General features: G+C 59.2%; 16 protein-coding genes. 15 read left to right on the top strand and 1 reads right to left on the bottom strand.

The window, feature by feature from the left end; genetic code table 11:
* Nucleotides 1-390 precede the first annotated feature (390 nt).
* The 7 genes from AC1EKE_RS02900 (at nt 391) to AC1EKE_RS02930 (ending at nt 8,254) form a co-directional block, all read left to right on the top strand.
* Entirely contained in the window at nt 391-2,127 is a 1,737-nt protein-coding gene (locus tag AC1EKE_RS02900; protein ID WP_480308089.1) for an alkaline phosphatase, read from the top strand.
* Nucleotides 2,128-2,294: 167 nt separating this feature from the next.
* Nucleotides 2,295-3,035 (top strand): hypothetical protein, encoded by a 741-nt coding sequence (locus AC1EKE_RS02905; protein WP_070463825.1) that lies wholly within the window; start codon nt 2,295-2,297, stop codon nt 3,033-3,035.
* Nucleotides 3,028-3,708 carry a hypothetical protein gene (locus AC1EKE_RS02910; RefSeq protein ID WP_480308090.1) on the top strand — a complete coding sequence of 227 codons (681 nt, stop codon included), beginning with the start codon at nt 3,028-3,030 and terminating at the stop codon, nt 3,706-3,708. Before AC1EKE_RS02905 ends, AC1EKE_RS02910 begins: the two co-directional genes overlap by 8 nt.
* Nucleotides 3,705-4,214, top strand: a complete 510-nt coding sequence (locus AC1EKE_RS02915) for an FHA domain-containing protein (protein WP_296159691.1) — start codon at nt 3,705-3,707, stop codon at nt 4,212-4,214. The genes AC1EKE_RS02910 and AC1EKE_RS02915 overlap by 4 nt, the downstream gene beginning before the upstream one ends.
* Nucleotides 4,215-4,305: 91 nt before the next feature.
* Nucleotides 4,306-5,424 (top strand): mannose-1-phosphate guanylyltransferase, encoded by a 1,119-nt coding sequence (locus AC1EKE_RS02920; protein WP_296159687.1) that lies wholly within the window; start codon nt 4,306-4,308, stop codon nt 5,422-5,424.
* A complete protein-coding gene (locus AC1EKE_RS02925; RefSeq protein WP_480308092.1) occupies nt 5,421-6,299 on the top strand; it encodes a JAB domain-containing protein in 879 nt (292 codons plus the stop codon). Before AC1EKE_RS02920 ends, AC1EKE_RS02925 begins: the two co-directional genes overlap by 4 nt.
* Nucleotides 6,300-6,382: 83 nt before the next feature.
* The gene (locus tag AC1EKE_RS02930; protein ID WP_480308094.1) at nt 6,383-8,254 is read left to right on the top strand and encodes a heavy metal translocating P-type ATPase; all 1,872 of its coding nucleotides are present in this window, start codon (nt 6,383-6,385) and stop codon (nt 8,252-8,254) included.
* A gap of 249 nt (nt 8,255-8,503) precedes the next feature.
* Here AC1EKE_RS02930 and AC1EKE_RS02935 read toward each other — a convergent pair whose 3' ends face one another.
* Nucleotides 8,504-8,740: a hypothetical protein gene (locus tag AC1EKE_RS02935; protein WP_296121895.1), complete on the bottom strand. Its 237-nt coding sequence runs from the start codon at nt 8,738-8,740 to the stop codon at nt 8,504-8,506.
* Between the two features lie 239 nt (nt 8,741-8,979).
* On the opposite strand from AC1EKE_RS02935, the gene AC1EKE_RS02940 reads away from it, so the two are divergent.
* The 8 genes from AC1EKE_RS02940 (at nt 8,980) to AC1EKE_RS02975 (ending at nt 18,379) form a co-directional block, all read left to right on the top strand.
* Nucleotides 8,980-9,303, top strand: coding sequence for a hypothetical protein (locus tag AC1EKE_RS02940; RefSeq protein ID WP_296121897.1), 324 nt, complete (start codon nt 8,980-8,982; stop codon nt 9,301-9,303).
* A 661-nt stretch (nt 9,304-9,964) separates the two neighbouring features.
* Nucleotides 9,965-11,440, top strand: coding sequence for a cell division protein FtsA (locus AC1EKE_RS02945; RefSeq protein WP_480308095.1), 1,476 nt, complete (start codon nt 9,965-9,967; stop codon nt 11,438-11,440).
* A 36-nt stretch (nt 11,441-11,476) separates the two neighbouring features.
* Nucleotides 11,477-12,940, top strand: a complete 1,464-nt coding sequence (gene ftsZ / locus AC1EKE_RS02950; protein ID WP_480308097.1) for a cell division protein FtsZ — start codon at nt 11,477-11,479, stop codon at nt 12,938-12,940.
* 15 nt (nt 12,941-12,955) lie between these two features.
* A complete protein-coding gene (locus AC1EKE_RS02955; RefSeq protein ID WP_480308098.1) occupies nt 12,956-13,414 on the top strand; it encodes a GatB/YqeY domain-containing protein in 459 nt (152 codons plus the stop codon).
* A 5-nt stretch (nt 13,415-13,419) separates the two neighbouring features.
* A complete protein-coding gene (locus AC1EKE_RS02960) occupies nt 13,420-14,631 on the top strand; it encodes an aminotransferase class V-fold PLP-dependent enzyme (RefSeq protein WP_480308099.1) in 1,212 nt (403 codons plus the stop codon).
* Between the two features lie 145 nt (nt 14,632-14,776).
* A protein-coding gene (gene prfB / locus AC1EKE_RS02965) for a peptide chain release factor 2 (RefSeq protein ID WP_480308101.1) occupies nt 14,777-15,914 on the top strand; the annotation gives its coding sequence in 2 pieces (ribosomal slippage) (nt 14,777-14,839 and nt 14,841-15,914; 1,137 coding nt in all).
* Nucleotides 15,915-15,941: 27 nt separating this feature from the next.
* A complete protein-coding gene (gene efp / locus AC1EKE_RS02970; protein WP_480308103.1) occupies nt 15,942-16,508 on the top strand; it encodes an elongation factor P in 567 nt (188 codons plus the stop codon).
* 170 nt (nt 16,509-16,678) lie between these two features.
* Nucleotides 16,679-18,379, top strand: coding sequence for a tetratricopeptide repeat protein (locus AC1EKE_RS02975; protein ID WP_480308105.1), 1,701 nt, complete (start codon nt 16,679-16,681; stop codon nt 18,377-18,379).
* Nucleotides 18,380-18,848: the final 469 nt, after the last annotated feature.

Below are 18,848 nucleotides of genomic sequence, written 5' to 3' on the forward strand. Positions count from 1 at the left end.
CCGCTTCTATCCCGTAAAACTCAAATGCGTCACCCCTGTCCAAAGTAGCCCACTCCTCAGAGAAATCTCTAATACCGATATTAGTGACGCCTAATACCGATATTAGACTTCACTAATATCGGTATTAGATAGAGCGCCTATCCATCGGGTATTGGGCACCCCTCCTTTATGGCCCACAGCAAAGGCTACCTTTTTTTCCTTTCCCTCCAGGCCCATCAAAACGCGGGCTAGCCATATTATGCTCTCGCCAAACATTATCTCTGGCAGACATAGTTTTTCTTGGGATTAAATTATTTATTGACAGAGGTGACGCACAGCGATCCACCTTCCCTCAGTGTGGGGCAAAAGAGCTACATTTGTGCCCGTAGAAGAATTAGCAAACGTAATCCTATGAGATCATTTCACCTCTCTGTCGTGCGCAGCCTCGTCCTGGCTGTGACGCTACTTGTGACGCTGCCCGGTCAGGCGGTCGTCCATGAGACCCCCAAGCCGGTCAAGAACGTCATCCTCTGCATCTCCGACGGGACCTCCCTCGCCACCCTCTCGCTGGCACGCTGGTACCAGCGCCTCACGGATGCGGAGAAGCAAAACCTCCTCATCGATCCCTATCTCTGTGGGACCATCCTCACCTACTGCTCCGACTCGCCCATCGGCGACTCCGCCCCCACCACCAGCACCTATATGAATGGTGTGCCGGGCATTGCCGGTCAGGTGAGCACCTATCCTGTCCTCCACGGTGAGGCGGACCTCCTCCCCTACGACTCGCTGTGGCAGAGACGCCCCCTCGTGCCGCTCTGGCAGGCACTCCGTATGGAGCAGGGGCGTAAGACCGGCATCGTGGTGACATGTGAGTTTCCTCACGCCACCCCGGCCGACTGCACCTCCTCCTCATACAAGAGGAGCAAGTACTCGTGGATCGTCCCCCAGATGGTGCACAATCAGATCGACGTCCTCTACGGTGGCGGTGCCTCCCTCATAAAGCCGGAGTACCGCAAGTACCTCGAGGAGCGTGGCTGGAGCGTCTTCACGGACCCGGGCAAGGCGGCGCTTGACTATCAGGGCGAGAGAGTCTGGGGACTTTTTGCTCCGATGGATATGCCCTTTGACCTCGACCGAGACACCACTATGATGCCATCGCTGGAGGAGATGACGAAGAGTGCTCTCCGGGTCTTGGACACGAATAACGACAAGGGCTTCGTGCTGATGATCGAGGGATCCAAGGTGGACTGGGCAGCCCATGCCAATGACCCTGTCGGCATGGCGACCGAGTTCCTCGGCTTTGATCGTGCAGTCAAGGCTGCGATCGACTTTGCCAAGAAGGATGGCAACACAGTCGTCCTGATGACCGCCGACCACGGCAATAGCGGCATCTCCCTCGGGACCGACAACCTCGGTCACACGTACGCAGAGACACCTGCATCCAAGCTCTTCGGTCCCATCACGGACATCAAGCTCACCGCATCCGGTCTGGCCGAGTGCCTGATCGCCAATCCGGAGGAGAATATTGAGCAGATCTGGGAGGAGGTGACCACTCGCGAGCTCCCCGCAGACCAGCTGCCGATCGTCCGCGCACTTCGTCAGTACGAGGTGGACAGCCGTAGCGCAGCCACCCAGCCGGCTGAGGTGAGGAAGAAGGTACAGCTCTCCGACTACCTCTCCGCCGACCTCATCGACCACCTCAAGTCGCTCTACGCCTCCTCGCTCGCAGGCTACATCTGCCGCGCCTACACCGATATGACCTACATCGTCTTCACCACCCACGGGCATACCGGTGAGGAGGTCTTCCTCGGCTGCTACCACCCCGACTTTGAGAAGCGTCTCATCGGCTTCAATACCAACCTCCAGCTCCACGACTACCTCCGCACGCTGACGGCGATGCCACAGACGATGAAGGAGCTGTCGGATAAGTACTTCGCACCCCATACGGAGGTCTTTGCGGGGTGCAAGATGACCCTCAAGGGCGACCGCGCCGAGGATATGGTGCTGACGGTGAAGAAGGGCGGTCACACCTACGTGATCCCCGCCTTCTCGACCCTATACACCGTGGATGGCAAGCAGAGGGAGCTGCCCATTGCCACAGTCTACAACGACGAGACCAAGACCCTCTACCTCCCCCGCACGCTCTGACGAGAGGAGGAAGAGAAACGGTAAAGCGTCCCGGGTGCTACGGCTACTCGGGACGCTTTCTTTGACCCTGAGCCACCGGCACACCGGGTCTCGTACGGCAACGTAGCGGAGAGATGGCAGGGTATTTGCGGTGTTCTTGGTAGATTTGAGTGTAAGAAAGAGACAATATGGAGGAAAATAGCATAGACGACAAGGCTTCGGCAAAGCAGTATCTGCAGATGACGATCGGCGGGATGGGCAATCTGAGTGCCAATCCGTCCATCCTCGTGATGCTGCTGATCCCCCAGAGCGAGACGGGCAAGCCGATCCGAGAGGTGACCGAGCAGCTATTCCCCGTGCCCCTTCAGCCACCGCTGGGGCAGCTTTACTTCCCTCGTCTGGTAAGTACACTGCACCGAGGACCCGAGCCTGAGAGCCTATTCAGGTCATACCTTGTCTCCTCCGGTACGAGCCTGCTCTCCCTCAAGGTCACCTCGGAGGGGGATCACCTCACCACGATGGTGACGCTGAGGGATAGGGAGGGACTGACGAAGAGCTTCTCCGTCCCTATGGTGGATGCGCTGATCCACGCAGTCTTGCATGGGGTGCCGATCTATGTGGACCGAGACATCCTGCTGAGCATTGGCTCGCAGGTATCCTTCCACTTCATTTCCGACCCGACAGAGACGCCGACGATCCGGCCGGAGCGGGTGATGCCCCCCTACGAGAGGATCACCGACTTTATCCGCTCCGGGAGTAAGCCCGAGGAGATGGACGAGGAGATGAGGAAAAATGTGCAGGTGATGCTCCCTCGACAGTGGGAGGAGCTGGGAGAGATCGCCGTAGAGACAGAGAATTATGAGTGGGCCTCCTATCTGCAGGAGCTGGAGAGCACTCATCCATCCGATACGATGACAGACCATGAGTGAGAGCAGCACAAAGATCGTACAGATAGCCTTCAGCGGACTGGAGATGGGACGGGTGCCCGGCAGCGAGTCGGACTTGCGTCTGGTGCTTAAGACTGTTGAGGAGAGTCCCCGACGGGAGTATTTACTGCCGGTACCCCCCTCGCTTGACGCGGAGTGTACCGGCATCATCCGTCTCTATCTGTCGGGCAAGGACCAGATACGGAGCGCTGACTCCTTTTTCCGCAATGTACAGGATGCTGTGGGCTGCCACGTCAGCCGCATAGTGATCCGGGGCGACGGGGAGGGAGGTCAGCCACGTGCGGAGGTAAAGGCGGTGACTGAGGAGGGCGACATCTCCTTTGACGTGCAGGTGTCCGAGGGGGTACTCCACGCAACGTTCAATAGCCTGCCCTTACTGATCGAGGAGCAGCTCCTTAGCCCCTCTCACCGGCACAATGAGGAGGAGTGGGAGGGGACGATGCGTCGGCTCTCCCCGGAGGCTGAGTATGAGCTTCTCAGCCATCACCTAAGACAGGGACGGATGCCGGAGGACTATGAGGCTGATCGGTTAGTCGCTTCCTTCAACACGATCAGCAAGGTGCATGCGGGAGACCTGCTGCATCAGGCGATAGAGGCGGAGCAGTACGAGTGGGCCGAGTGGATTAGTAATTACTTAGAGAGCGAAGAGCCATGAAAGCGAAGTGTCCTTACTGTAGTAGAGAGATCAATGTCACCTGCCCTGCCCCCACCATGAAGGACGGGGTACGGGAGGTCTGCCCCCTCTGTCGCCACCCATTCCTTGTCTTCCGCAGCGAGACCCATCGCCTTATGCAGCAGACTCCGGAGATGCTCTCGATCTCGCTCGAGGAGCCCGGCAGCTGCTACATTGAGGTGGTGGACAGTCAGCTCTCCGATGAGCGAAAGTTTGCCCTTCCCCGTGGCTGTGAGCGCTCCTTTGGGCGCTTCCAGACCGACTCCGACGTCGACCTTCAGCTACCGACGCACGATGCCGACCTCGATCGGCGCCATGCCATTTTCACTCACGACAAGAGGGGAAACCTGACCGTGCGGGATGCCGGCAGCAGCAAGGGGACCTATGTCAATGGGGAACCTCTGCAGCCGGGAGAGCGACGCCGGCTGGAGGATGGAGACGTGATCACGATGGGGCACACCTCCGTGATCGTCTCTGCCGGGGAGTGATGGGCGACGCTCCGCTTGACGGAATTTAGGTACCTTTGTGCCACTCAAAGAGGTGGACGAACTTCCTCTAATACTATAAGCTTCTTCCCTTATGGTCCTTGACCCTACACATCATCAGTACTGTGTGATCCTTGCCGGTGGCACCGGCAGCCGTTTTTGGCCCTACAGCCGGGAGAGTCACCCGAAGCAATTCATCGACTTCCTCGACACCGGCAAGAGCCTCCTCCAGCTATCCTATCATAGATACCTCAAGCACTTCGCCAAGGAACGCCTCTTCGTGGTGAGCAACGTGGACTACCGCACCCAGCTGAGTGAGCAGTTGCCGGAGCTGCCGGAGGAGTGCCTCCTCCTCGAGCCAACCCACCGCAATACCGCACCGGCGATCGCCTACGCCGTCCGCCACATCTACGCCCTCGACCCCGAGGCGGTGGTGACCATAGCACCATGTGACCACTTAATCGTCGCCCCGGAGGAGTTTGTCGAGCTGGTGGCTGGTGGCTGCCGTCTGGCAGAGAAGGCGGGCGAGATCGTCACCATAGGCATCCGCCCCACCTACCCTGAGACCAATTACGGATACATCCAGGCGGTCAGCCGTGACGAGAAGCAGACTGAGGGAGCCGGAGCTCAGCCGTATGAGGTGAAGACCTTTACGGAGAAGCCCAATGCCGAGATGGCACAGGTGCTGATGGACAGCGGGGAGTTTTTCTGGAATTCGGGCCTCTTCATCGCCCGCGCCGACACCTTCATCACCGAGCTCAAGACTCACCTCCCGGAGCTGACCGAGAGACTCTATGCTCGCGATGAGGTGTGGGGGACGACCGAGGAGGAGAGCTTCGTAAGTGCCGTCCTGCCCTACAGCCCCAATATCTCCTTTGACTACGCTGTGATGGAGAAGGCTGAGCATGTCACTATGCTGCTCTCCGACGCCGGGTGGGTCGACCTCGGCACCTGGTCGGCGATCCACTCGATGGCGGACAAGGATGAGCAGGGCAATGCGGTACTGGGGAAGGGACCAAAGATCTGTAACTCCTGCCGCAATACCCTTGTCGTCTCCGAGGATCCCAATCGACTGATCGCTCTCGAGGGGATGGAGGATGTCGTGGTGATCGACCATAAGGATGTGCTGCTGGTCTGCAAGATCAATGATCTCGACAAGATCAAGCAGCTGATATTTGATGCAGGGAGCATAGACCGAAAGTTTGTCGAGTGAGTAAGGCGACAGACAAGAAGAAGAGCCAAGAGGGCAAGTCGGGGATCCACGGGATACCTCTCGAGGATCGTCCCCGAGAGAGGGGCTTGAGGGATGGCGTGCGCGAGCTCTCTGACGCTGAGCTCCTGGCGATACTGATCCGCGGAGGGACCAGTAAGCAAAGCGCAATAGAGCTGGCGAAGTCGCTCTTAGCCGAGTACCTCGGTCACCTCGACCTCCTCTACAAAGACTTTATAGACAATATATACCCCTCCATCCATGGTATGGGCGACGTGAAGTTAGTCACGATCGCCGCCGCCATGGAGCTGGGTATGCGCGCCACCAGAGGTCTCTGCGACCCCAAGTATGGCACGGACATGTCGCAGGCGAGCAACAGCCTCAAGATCTACGACTACATGGCCGACCGGCTGACCGGTCTCTCGGAGGAGCAGATGTGGCTACTCTGCTTCAATAGTCAGAATATGGTGATCCACAGCAACCGGATCCTTAGCCGAAGCGAGTTGCTCGGTGACGACGAGGTGCGGATCGAGCGAAAGCAGCGAGCCGAGACCGACAGCCGAGCTGTGGCTGAAGAGGAGACAAGGCTGAGGCTCACCACGCCTATCCGCCGGGTGATCTCTGCCGGTGGGTATCAGGAGACCTCTGCCGATGTGCGGGTGATCCTCCGAGAGGCACTGCGTCACCGGTCGCTCGGTATCGCCGTGGTCCACAATCACCCGGGAGGGTCGCTCACCCCAAGCACCGACGACGACAGCTTTACCTGGCGACTCTACGAGGCGTGCCGCGTGGTGGGCGTGACGCTGCTCGACCACCTCATCTACACAGACAGAGGCTACTACAGCTACTTCGATCACGACCGGCTGACGGGCAGGTAGCCGGTCTCTCTCGACCTTTGCAATCAGGTTGCGAGAAAGGACTCCTACCTTTGCATCATAAGTAACAGTTATGAGTACCTATTATGAATAAAAAATTAGCACGCATTATCGCTGCCGCCCTACTCCTAGCGGTGTCCATTGTCATTGAGCACAATGTGGCTCTGCCTCTCTGGCAGCTGCTCCTCATCTACCTCGTCCCCTACCTCATCGTTGGGTACGACACGCTGTGGGAGGCCGCGGAGGGAATAGCGGAGGGGGAGCTGCTGGACGAGGACTTCCTGATGAGTATCGCCACTCTCGGGGCGCTGGGGATAGGCTTCCTGCCCGGGGCGGAGAGCCAGCTCCCCGAGGCGGTCTTCGTGATGCTCTTCTTCCAGCTCGGGGAGCTCTTCCAGGAGTATGCCGAGGGACGCAGCCGTCGGGCGATCTCCCACCTGATGGAGATCCGGCCCGACACCACCCATATCCGCCGAGGTGGAGAGGTGGTGGAGGTCCCGTCGGAGGAGGTCTCCGTCGGTGATACCATGGTGATACGACCGGGAGAGCGAGTGCCCCTCGACGGCATCATCACCGAGGGGCGCTCCAGCCTCAATACCGTCGCCCTCACCGGTGAGAGCATCCCGCGAGATGTGGCCGAGGAGGACGAGATCCTCTCGGGATGCGTCAATGTCTCCGGGCTGCTTGAGGCACGCGTGACGAAGAGCTTCGGCGACTCCACCGCCTCACGGATCATCGAGCTGGTGGAGGAGTCCGCCGAGCACAAGTCTCAGAGCGAGACCTACATCACCCGCTTCGCACGTGTCTACACCCCGATAGTCGTGGGTGTAGCGGTGCTGCTTGCCATTGTCCCGCCGCTCCTCTCGGGCGACTTCAGCGATCACTTCGCCACCTGGCTCTACCGCGCCCTCACCTTCCTCGTCGTCTCCTGCCCCTGCGCACTCGTCATCTCCATTCCGCTCACCTTCTTCGCCGGCATCGGTGGCGCCTCGAGGGAGGGGATATTGATAAAGGGGGCCAACTACATTGATCGGCTCGCCAAGACCGGCATCGTCGTGCTGGATAAGACCGGCACGCTGACGAAGGGCGTCTTCGAGGTCAATGCCGTCCACCCCGTGGCGCAGGATGAGCGCCACCTACTTCACCTCGCCGCCCACGTGGAGCGCTTCTCCACCCACCCCATCGCCGCATCACTCCGCGAGGCCTACCCCGGGGAGCAGGACGACTGCAGCGTTGAGCAGATCGAGGAGATCGCCGGTGAGGGCGTCACGGCGGTGGTGAATGGACAAAAGGTGGCGGTCGGCAACAGCACCCTCATGGAGCGCATCGGAGCCAAGTGGCACCCCTGCGACCACGTCGGGACGATTGTCCACGTCTCCGTCGATGGCGTCTATGCCGGGCACATCGTTGTCTCGGACGCTATCAAGCCCGACGCCCGCGAGGCGATGGACGCACTGCGTCAGGCGGGGATCGCCCGCAGCGTGATGCTGACCGGAGACCACCGAGACGTGGCTGCCCATATCGCTGAGGAGACCGGCGTAACGGCATTTCACGCTGAGCTCCTCCCTGAGGATAAGGTAAAGAGACTGGAGGAGGAGCTGAATGCAGCCGAAGGGATGGTCGCCTTCGTCGGGGATGGGATCAATGACGCCCCCGCTCTCGCACGAGCCGACATCGGGATCGCCATGGGCGGTCTCGGCTCCGATGCCGCCATCGAGGCGGCAGACGTGGTGCTGATGGACGATAAGCCCTCCAAGATCGCCCTCGCCATCCGTATCTCTCGCAGGATCCTCCGCATCGCCCGAGAGAACGCCGTCTTCGCCATCGGGGTGAAGCTGCTGGTGCTCCTCCTCGCCGCCCTCGGCCTCGCCACGATGGGCATGGCGGTCTTCGCCGACGTCGGCGTGATGGTCCTTGCGATCCTCAACGCCATGCGCGCCCTCCGCACCCCGAGATAGCAGGAGGCGTACCTCTTCGCTGACCTGATCAGCAGGCGCGTCTGCTTCACGTTGACCACAAGACAAAGGGTTAGCACCCCCCTCCACTGATACCGAAAGGATCCCCGGCAGAGCAGTCTGTCGGGGATCCTTGTTTCAGGGAAAGGACTGGAGCTACACCCCCTCCTACCCTCCTTGTCTCTTATCTGCACATACGATCCATTGCGACCAACTCTTGTCGTATCCTGACTTTATCGATGATCATCAGCCTCACTCTATCATCGCCTCTATGATCCCGGTCACGAAGGCGACGGCAACTATGATCCCTAAGACTCCGAGGATAAGCATGATGATGCAGCTACAGCCACCCTCGACGATATTTCCTGTCAGGATCTCCTTGGCACTGCCGAAGAGACCTGAGAAATAGCCACCAATAATCCGAAATATCAGTACAACGAAACAAACAATCGCCACAAAGATGATGATACCGATAATCAAGTGCTCCATGATCAGTAAGAGTTATCCACAGTTTAAGGTCCTCGCTACGGCTGCACCCTCAGACCCCGACTTGCCCCTGTTGACGCTTCGGTGAACTAACAAAGATAGACTAATCAGTCCCCTTCGCAATCCAAAGCTACACAATAAACTTGTCACCATTCAAAAACCTGCCAGGGACTTTGTTAAATGGACGGAAGAGAGACTGGAATTTCGTATCTTGTGCATAGTGTCATACAGGAGAGATGTTTATGGAGAAAGAGAAGAACTACAGCCCGAGCGGGGATGGTCAAGGCGACCTCCCATCACCTGCCGAGCAGCTTGCGATCGAACGGCTTCAGAGACTGAAGGCAGAGAGTGAGCGCCTGAAAAAAGAGCTTTCCAAGAAGCAGACCGAGTTTGCCAAGAAGCAGGCCGAGCTTGCCAAGTCAAGAGAGGAAGCCCGTCAGGCTGAGCTCAGGGCTTATGCGCTCGATACGCTCATTGATGTGGCGGACGAGACCTACGGTCTGGGTCTACGAAAGGTCCTGGGAGAAAGCGACCAGGAGGACCCCCATCGCTATCCAAAGCGATAGCATCCCTCAGACAACGACTCCTCCCGCGTATGCGTCGCTCGGAGAGAGATCCTCTCCGAAAATACCAATGCCATCTTGAGTGAATGAACAAGCAACAAAACTACTCTGCGAACCTCCTATTTGCTACTTTTTTTGTCCTCGGAGGTCTTCTATTAGTACTGAACTACTATCTATTCCGGAGCCATTTGCTGTCCCTTGTTGGCGCTTTTGTGATCTACGGAATAGCACCGATCCTGACGATATATCTCAAGAGGAAAGGATCACTCCAAATCAGCACGAGAGCTTTTTGGGGAAGAGTGATTCTTGTGATACTCTCCGGTGCTCTCTTGTTTGAGTTTCTTCGAGTATGATTTTACCACGGCATACGCGGTGTAACGGAGAGACGGAGGCTCATTCCTCAAGCCCTTCATAGCGTCGCAGTGGTATCTTGGCTCCCTAAAAAGTGCAGCACCCTGGCGGGGGCGTGTATCGTACCCGAGGCCTTCTTTCCCGGGGGTTATCTGCACTTCGTGTCTCGGCCGATGGCCATCCCACAGGCATCCGCACTTACCGGCCGGTTGCTTTTTCTTTTGTCGGGGAGATAAGTTATCTTTGTGGGAAGGGGGAGAGGGTGGAGCGATCCACCCGATACTGAGACACGTACACTATCCGGACTTACTTCATGCGAGAAGACGATACCATCACTGCCGCGTTCCTCGACTTTGGCAGCCACACGATCAAGGCAGCCCTGGCGGACTGCAAGGCGGACGGCACCTTTACATTCCGTCAGCAGAGCACGGTCGAGTCGGAGGGACAGATCCGTCGCGGCATCATTTATAACCTCAAGGAGGTGGCGGCGAAGACCGACGAGCTCCTCCGACAGCTCTCTCAGCTCGCCGACTGCCCCATAGACCGAGTCTACGCCGGGGTCAATGGGCAGAGTCTCCACTCCGACATGCACGAGGCGGAGCTGACACTCGGTGAGCCGCGCGAGATCACGGAGAAGGATATGGACACGCTGCGACTGCAGACGGCGGACGAGGACTTCGACAGCCGCTACATATCGATCGCCGACGATGTCACCCCCGCCTACTATGTGGACGGCAGCTGGACAAATAATCCCGTCGGAGTCCAGGGATCCAATCTCAAGGTGAGCTACCAGCTGCTCCTCGCCCGTGAGGAGCTGGACCGCAATATCCGGCGCGTGCTGGAGGAGAAGCTGGCACGAGAGACGGAGTACCTGATCCCGGCAACGATCATGAGCGACCTCTTCCTCACCACGGAGCAGAAGCGCTTCGGCTGCGCCCTGATCGACTTCGGCGCCGAGTGTACGACCGTCTCGGTGTACAATAGAGGGCAGATGGTCGGGCTGCGCGTGATCCCGCTCGGCGGCGATGCGATCACCACCGACCTGACCGACATGCACATCTCGCTCATGGAGGCGGAGCGGATCAAGACGAAGAATGGCTCCACTCTCTCTGCCTCCGAGGAGGAGGCTAAGGGCGAGGTGGTGGTACAGACCGCCAATGGTATGACGTCAAAGAGCCTGCCGCTCCGCGAGGTCAATCGGTACATCCGTGCCCGCTCCTCAGAGATCGTCCGCAATATCTCGACCTACATCAATACCCTCCTCCCCGAGCACAGCCTCTCCGGCATCGTGATCACCGGCGGAGCCTCCCGCATGAACGGGCTGAGGGATCTGCTGACGAAGGAGTTTAATGTAAAGGTGGACTACGCCGCCTCCATCCTTGGCCGCTATGGACGAGACAATAGCTACTACATCGAAAACCCTGAGTGGCACTCCGTCTACAGCATGGTCTACTACGTGGCTCAGGACCTCGCCGCCACCTATGTCCGCCCCGAGCCGGCAGCGCAGCAGCAGGCACCGACCGCCCCCACCGAGCAGCCGGTGTCGCGGACGAGCGAGCAGGCTACCTCGACCGGCAGCGACTACCCGGAGGACCAGCTGCCCGATGATGCCTTTGCCGGCACGACGCAGACGCTCATCAATGTGGAGGAGATAGAGACGAAGGCGCAGGAGCCGCCCAAGAAAGTGACCCGCGGTAGCGGCACGAAGCACAGGAACAAGGGCAATGGATTCTTTTCCAAGCTATTCAGTGGCGGCCTCATCTTCCCCGAGGATGACGTCGACGAGTGATCTCTACCCTTTTTATCATAGATACGTATCGGACTTATGAGCGAATTACTCAATATCAGCAGCAAAAAAAAGGATGAGATCCCGACGATCATCAAGGTGATCGGCGTCGGTGGCGGTGGTGGCAACGCCGTCAACTATATGTATGGTCAGGATGTCGACCACGTCTCCTACCTCCTCTGCAATACCGACCGACAGCACCTCCTGGAGTGCAACGTCCCCGACACGATCGTGCTGGGACAGAAGACGACCAAGGGGCTCGGCGCCGGCAACCGTCCGGAGGTGGCTCATGCCGCCGCCGAGGAGTCGGCGGAGGAGATCCGCGAGGCGCTCAACGATGGGACCGAGATGGTCTTCATCACCGCCGGTATGGGTGGTGGCACCGGCACAGGTGCCGCCCCGGTGATCGCCCGCATCGCCAAGGACATGGGCAAGCTGACGGTAGGCGTCGTGACGATCCCCTTCGTCTTTGAGGGACGGGTGAAGATCCTCCAGGCGATCCAGGGCGTGGAGGAGCTGGCGAAGAATGTCGATGCCCTCCTTGTGATCAAGAATGAGCTGCTCTACCGCGTCTACCCCGACCTGACGATCACCGAGGCCTTTAAGAAAGCGGATGACGTCGTCACCACCTCCACGCGGGCCATCGCGGAGATGATCACGATCAAGGGTGCGATCAACCTCGACTTTGCCGACGTCCGCACGACGCTGCAGAATGGTGGTGTCTCGATCATCACCATGGGCTTTGCGAGCGAGGAGGAGGGCGTCAGCGTCGCTATGGATCGGGCGCTGAAGTCACCGCTCGTCAATACGACCAACTTCGACAAGGCCTCACGCGTCCTCCTGCTGCTGACCTTCCTCAAGGGACACGACCCCAAGGCAGCAATCGCACAGGACTTCCAGCGCGAGCTGGAGAAGATCCAGAATAACTACTCTCTCATCTGGGGTATCAGCGAGCGGGAGGATATGGAGAATGAGATCGGCGTCACGCTCCTCGCCTCCGGCTTCAGCGAGGGTGACCTCCGCTACGACGAGTATGGCAAGGAGCTGAGCGACGCGATCAGCAAGGAGATCGGTGAGACCGCCGAGAAGCGACACGAGAACGATCGCAAGATCAGCCTCTTCTATGGCGATGTACTCGACACAGGTCCCTATGCGACCGTGATCTTCAGCGAGGACGAGCTGGACAACGACGACTTCATTTCCGCCGTCCTCGCCACCCCGACGCTGAAGCGCAAGGACGAGGACCTGAAGAAACTCCGGCAGCACCTCCGCACCTCAGGCGGGACGGAGGGGAAGCCTACCCCCGTCACCACACGACGGGAGCCGGTCTCAGGAGTGGATGACCTCGGCTCACTGGAGTCTCACGCACCGGAGGGCGCCTCCGTCGCTCCGGAGATCCCGACTGCCGAGGAGGAGCCGGTGATCTCGCCCGCACCGGAGCCGCAGGAGAGCCTCTCCGACGATGAGGAGCAGGAGGAGATCATCCGGTTTGGTAACGACTAATAGCGAAGAATACCTATGAGCAATCTATTTGACCAAGTAAGCAACGATATACAGAAAGCGATGCTGGCGCACGACCACGTGCGGACAGAGACCCTGAGGGGGATCAAGAAAGAGTTCCTCGAGGCGAAGACCGCCAAGGGCGCTGAGGGCGAGCTCACAGACAGCCACGCGATAGAGATCCTGCAGAAGATGAAGAAGCAGCGTCTCGATGCGGCACAGATCTACCGCGACAATGGTCGCCCGGAGCTGGACGAGGGCGAGGAGGCAGAGGCTAAGATACTTGAGGAGTACCTCCCTAAGCAGATGGACGAGGGCGAGCTCACCGAGTATATCCGTGCTCTGATCGAGAAGCTCGGGGTCACGGACATGAAGGGGATGGGACGCATCATGGGCACCGCCACGAAGGAGCTGGCAGGCAAGGCTCAGGGTGGCGACATCTCCCGTATCGTCAAGCAGCTCCTCACGGGCAAGTGATCCAGATGGCTATGGATGTAGAGCGACTGAGGGAGGACTTCCCCGCCCTGCGGGATACCATATATAAGGAGGTGCCACTGACTTACCTCGACAACGCTGCCACGACACAGCGTCCCCAGTGCGTTATCGACCGGCTCGCCGAGGGCTACCTCCACGCCAATGCGAATATCCACCGTGGCGTCCACTACCTCAGTCGCGTGGCGACGGAGGCGCACGAGGCGGCACGGGAGACCGTTGCCCACTTCATCCACGCCCGGGAGGCTGCCGAGGTGGTCTTCACCCGAGGCACCACCGACGGCATCAATACCGTGGCGGACACCTACTGCCGAGCCTTTATGCAGCCGGGTGACGAGGTGATCGTCTCCACGATGGAGCACCACTCCAATATCGTCCCCTGGCAGCTCCAGGGGGCCAAGCTCCGCGTGATCCCGATCAGCGATGAGGGAGAGCTCGATATGGAGGCGTACGAGAGGCTCTTCACCCCACGGACGAGGATGGTGGCTGTCACCGCCCTCTCCAATGTCCTCGGCACCGTCAATCCGGTGCGCGAGATCGTCGACATAGCTCACGCACACGGCGTCCCCTGTCTCATCGATGCTGCACAGGCCATCGCCCATCGACCGGTGGATGTGCAGGCGTGGGACTGCGACTTCCTCACCTTCAGCGGACACAAGATCTACGGACCGACCGGCATCGGCGTCCTCTACGGCAAGCGGGAGTGGCTGGAGCGGATACCGCCCTATCAGGGCGGCGGGGAGATGATCGACCACGTCTCCTTTGACCACACCACCTACGCCGACCTGCCCTATAAGTTTGAGGCCGGGACGCCCAACTTCATCGGCAGTCTCGGACTGGAGACAGCACTCAAGTACGTGAGCGAGATCGGCATCGACGAGATACAGTCTCACGAGCGGGAGCTGATCGACTACTGCACGAGCGAGATGGAGCAGATCGAGGGGATGAGGATCTACGGCACCGCACCGGGCAAGGAGAGTGTCATCTCCTTCCTCGTCGACGGCGTCCACCCCTACGACCTCGGCACGCTGCTTGACCACCTCGGCATCGCCCTCCGCACCGGGCACCACTGCGCCCAGCCACTGATGGAGCAGTATGGCATCACCGGCACGGCGAGGGTCAGCTTTGCCCTCTACACCACACGCAAGGAGGTGGACACCTTCATCGCCGGCCTCAGGCGCGTACTGCCTATGCTCCGCTGAGCGTGAGCAGGTAAGGGAGGGTTGCCCGCATTTTTGTACCTTTGCACATAGAGCGAAGAGGTGGAGAGCTTAGGCGAGCCCTCCCCCTCCTTCACTCACTCACCTATTTGTATCACCAACTATCACACTAATCGACTCGATTATTATGATGACATCAGACCAACTTGCTTCGGTGTTGGAGCGCCGCGATGCGCTGAGGGGGTACCTTTGACATCGATAACAAGAGAATACAACTAAAAGAAGAGGAGCTCCGGACTCAGGACCCGCACTTCTGGGACGACCCCGCCAAGGCGCAGGACAAGATGCGCGAGGTGGGCGACCTTAAGCGCTGGATTGAGGACTACGATAAGATCGACACGATGGCGGAGGAGCTCTCCCTCGCCCTCGAGTACGCCAAGGAGGACCCGGAGCTGATCTCCGAGGAGGAGACCGACAAGATATACGCCTCTACCCTGGAGGCGCTTGACAACCTCGAGCTGCGCAATATGCTGCGGAGCGAGGAGGATCAGCTGGGCGCCCTACTCCAGATCAACTCCGGTGCCGGCGGTACCGAGAGTCAGGACTGGGCCTCCATGCTGGCGCGCATGTACCAGCGGTGGGCCGAGGCGCACGGGTACAAGGTGACGATCACCAATTGGCAGGACGGCGACGAGGCCGGGATCAAGACCTGCACCTTTGAGATCGAGGGCGACTACGCCTACGGCTATCTCAAGAGCGAGAATGGCGTCCACCGTCTCGTCCGCGTCTCGCCCTACAATGCCCAGGGCAAGCGTATGACCTCCTTTGCCTCCGTCTTCGTCGTCCCCCTCGTGGACGACCGGATCGAGGTGACGGTAGACCCCGCCAAGATCAGCTGGGACACCTTCCGCTCCGGTGGCGCCGGCGGGCAGAACGTCAATAAGGTCGAGACCGGAGTCCGACTACGCTACCAGTACACCGACCCCGACACCGGCGAGACGGAGGAGATCCTGATCGAGAACACGGAGACCCGTAAGCAGCAGGAAAATCGCGCCAACGCCATGCGACACCTCAAGTCAGAGCTCTACGACCGAGAGCTCAAGCGTCGCCACAAGATGACCGAGGAGATCGAGGGTAGTAAGATGAAGATCGAGTGGGGCTCCCAGATACGCAGCTACGTCTTTGACGACCGGCGTGTCAAGGACCACCGCACCGACTACCAGACCTCCGACGTCGACGGCGTCATGGACGGTGACCTGGATGGCTTCATCAAGGCCTACCTGATGCAATTTGGTGCCTCCCCCAAGGACATTTCCGGACACTGATAATACATTAAAACAAAATATACCAAGATGATTACTACAGCAGAATTCAAGAACGGCGTCTGCATCGAGCTCGACACCCAGCTCTACGAGATCGTGGAGTTTCTCCACGTAAAGCCCGGCAAGGGTCCCGCCTTTGTCCGCACCAAGCTGCGCAACCTCCGCGACGGCCGCGTACTCGATAAGACCTGGAGCTCAGGCGTCAAGGTAAAGGACGTCCGTATCGAGCGTCGCCCCTACCAGTACCTCTACAAGGACGAGATGGGTCTCGTCTTCATGCACCCGGAGAGCTTTGAGCAGATCACCATCCCCGAGGAGGCGATCGTCGGCGTGCAGTTCCTCAAGGAGGGCGATATGGTCGAGGCGATGATCAATGCAGAGAATGAGGAGATCCTCACCTGCGAGCTCCCCGCCCACGTCACGCTCGAGGTGACCTACACCGAGCCTGCCGTCAAGGGCAACACCGCCACCAACGCCTCCAAGGCTGCCACCGTGGAGACCGGCGCCGAGGTGATGGTCCCGCTCTTCATCACCACCGGTGAGCGCATCGAGATCGACACCCGCGACGGCTCCTACGTTGGTCGAGCCAAGGAGTAACCGATCCGAGACATCCACACGAGAGAGTGCCACATCCTCCACCGAGGGTGTGGCACTCTCTCTTCGTAGGGAGGGGGGAGAGGAAAAAATAATAGGAGAGACACGCCACATACCTGCTTTATTTCGTTATCTTTGTAGGTGAGTAACAATAGTATTAAAGACTTAGAAGAATGAAGACCATCAAGATTGCGACACTTGCCGCTCTGGTACTAACTGTAGGGCTCGCTGGCTGTAGCACCCTCAAGCCTCTGGATCCTCAGCGCGTGAGCGTAGATCCACAGCCCCTTGTGCTCAAGGGCGGGAAGGTCCCGGCCACCATCACTGTCCGCTTCCCCAATAAGTGGTTCAATAAGAAGGCCGAGGTGCGTGTCACACCGATCCTCAAGTACCCCGGCGGAGAGAGCTGGGGGACCGCCTACGCCCTGCAGGGCGAGAAGGTACGCGGCAATGCCCAGACCGTCTCTTATGCCGGTCAGAGCGTGGTGCTGAATAGTGACTTCGACTGGAAGCCCGAGATGCGCAACGCAGGGCTCTACCTGAAGTTTAATGCCAAGGTCAATGGCAAAGAGGTGCGTCTCCCCGACCTCAAGATAGGTGAGGGAACCATCGCCACCGAGGCTCTGGCTGATGTCGCTTACGCCGTACCGGCTCTCGCTCCGGACAACTTCCAGCGGATCATCAAGAAGCAGTACGACGCCAATATCCAATTCCTCATCCAGCAGGCCAACCTCCGCGGCACCGAGCTCTCCAAGAGCGAGATCAGCAACTGGAAGGACCTGGTGCAAAACGCCTACCAGATCCCCAATCAGGATGTCGACGTCGAGGTGCAGGCCTACGCCTCTCCCGATGGTGGCGTGGAGCTGAATGATAAGCTGGCTCAGAGCCGTGAGAAGAATACCACCCAGTACCTGCAGCGTGAGCTCAATCGTCTCCGTGTGGAGAAGGATGTCGCCGCACACTACACCGCTCAGGACTGGGAGGGATTCCGTAAGCTGGTCGAGCAGAGCAACCTCCAGGACAAGGAGCTGGTACTCCGCGTCCTCGAGATGTACCCCGACCCCGAGGTACGCGAGCGTGAGATCAAGAATATCTCCTCCGTCTTCTCCGACCTCGCTGACGTCATCCTCCCGCAGCTGCGTCGCTCTCGACTTGTCGCCAATGTCACTATCGTCGGCAAGAGCGATGAGGACATCCTCCGCTACCTCCGCGAGCGCCCCGGTCGTCTCACCGTGGACGAGCTCCTCTATGCCGCCACCCTCTCTGACGACCCTGCTGTCAAGCTCAATGCCTACCAGCAGGCCTCCGGCATCTACCCGAGGGACTACCGCGCATGGAATAACCTCGGTCTCCTCCGCTACCTCGCGGGAGACATCGATGGTGCAGCCTCCTACTTCGACAAAGCCACCAACGCCGCCAACGCCGCCGGTGTGGAGGCTCCCGAGGTAGCACTCAATAAGGGCCTCATCGCCCTCAAGGACGGCAACGTGCGCAACGCTCAGACCCTGATCGGTCAGGCCACCAAGGTGCCCGAGTATGAGGGCGTGATGGGCCTGCTTGCGATCAGTGAGGGCCGCTATGCCGATGCTGCCAAGGCGCTCCGTGACGTGCCTACCAACAATGGTGTGCTGGCGCAGATCCTCAATAAGGACTACAATCGTGCCCTCGAGCTGCTCGGCAAGATCTCCACTCCTGACGCCACGACAGCCTACCTCAAGGCGATCATCGGTGCCCGCACGGCACAGGACAGTCTCGTACGTGAGGGTATCCGTGAGGCCGTCTCCCTCGATCCGTCGCTCAAGAGCACCATCGCTCAGGACAAAGAGCTGGGACGCTACACCACCAACGCTGACATTAAGTCTCTACTGATGTAAGAGACTGCTGACAAATACATTTTTCCATATTTTTGCTTCGAAGGGGTGCACTCGTGAGAGTGCGCCCCTTCTCTTTTTCCTCCTGTGTGAGGGGGTGTGAACTAATACCGATAAAAGAAAACTCTAATACCGATATTAGTCGCGCCTAATATCGGTATTAGAAGTGCGCCAAAGGGACAGGCGACAGACACCCGATGCAAAGACCCCTTGCGGGTCGCCAAAACACCCTCCCCCGGCGACCTACCAGATGCCACAAAGGAGGTCGCCAGGGAGGGCAGCCCGGTGGAAAATGCCAAGGGTGACGCATTTAGGCATTAGGGTAATCCTATACCAAGGGGGCTCATCCGGGAGGCACCTGAAGGGTGCTCGCTCCATAGGCATCGGTCATCCGCGAAGCGGTGACCGATGTACAGAAGCACACCCCAAACCCCACGACCCCTTGCGGGTCGCCGAATCTCCTCACTCGGCG

This window comes from Porphyromonas sp. C0041D3, from assembly GCF_056590575.1.

What these genes read in the sequence shown, in the direction of transcription:
- AC1EKE_RS02945 (WP_480308095.1), top strand. Translation starts at nt 9,965, where the DNA reads ATGCGAGAAGACGATACCATCACTGCCGCGTTCCTCGACTTTGGCAGC.
- AC1EKE_RS02955 (WP_480308098.1), top strand. Translation starts at nt 12,956, where the DNA reads ATGAGCAATCTATTTGACCAAGTAAGCAACGATATACAGAAAGCGATG.
- AC1EKE_RS02940 (WP_296121897.1), top strand. Translation starts at nt 8,980, where the DNA reads ATGGAGAAAGAGAAGAACTACAGCCCGAGCGGGGATGGTCAAGGCGAC.
- AC1EKE_RS02920 (WP_296159687.1), top strand. Translation starts at nt 4,306, where the DNA reads ATGGTCCTTGACCCTACACATCATCAGTACTGTGTGATCCTTGCCGGT.
- AC1EKE_RS02960 (WP_480308099.1), top strand. Translation starts at nt 13,420, where the DNA reads ATGGCTATGGATGTAGAGCGACTGAGGGAGGACTTCCCCGCCCTGCGG.
- AC1EKE_RS02905 (WP_070463825.1), top strand. Translation starts at nt 2,295, where the DNA reads ATGGAGGAAAATAGCATAGACGACAAGGCTTCGGCAAAGCAGTATCTG.
- efp (WP_480308103.1), top strand. Translation starts at nt 15,942, where the DNA reads ATGATTACTACAGCAGAATTCAAGAACGGCGTCTGCATCGAGCTCGAC.
- AC1EKE_RS02975 (WP_480308105.1), top strand. Translation starts at nt 16,679, where the DNA reads ATGAAGACCATCAAGATTGCGACACTTGCCGCTCTGGTACTAACTGTA.
- AC1EKE_RS02915 (WP_296159691.1), top strand. Translation starts at nt 3,705, where the DNA reads ATGAAAGCGAAGTGTCCTTACTGTAGTAGAGAGATCAATGTCACCTGC.
- AC1EKE_RS02930 (WP_480308094.1), top strand. Translation starts at nt 6,383, where the DNA reads ATGAATAAAAAATTAGCACGCATTATCGCTGCCGCCCTACTCCTAGCG.
- ftsZ (WP_480308097.1), top strand. Translation starts at nt 11,477, where the DNA reads ATGAGCGAATTACTCAATATCAGCAGCAAAAAAAAGGATGAGATCCCG.
- AC1EKE_RS02935 (WP_296121895.1), bottom strand. Translation starts at nt 8,740, where the DNA reads ATGGAGCACTTGATTATCGGTATCATCATCTTTGTGGCGATTGTTTGT.
- AC1EKE_RS02910 (WP_480308090.1), top strand. Translation starts at nt 3,028, where the DNA reads ATGAGTGAGAGCAGCACAAAGATCGTACAGATAGCCTTCAGCGGACTG.
- AC1EKE_RS02900 (WP_480308089.1), top strand. Translation starts at nt 391, where the DNA reads ATGAGATCATTTCACCTCTCTGTCGTGCGCAGCCTCGTCCTGGCTGTG.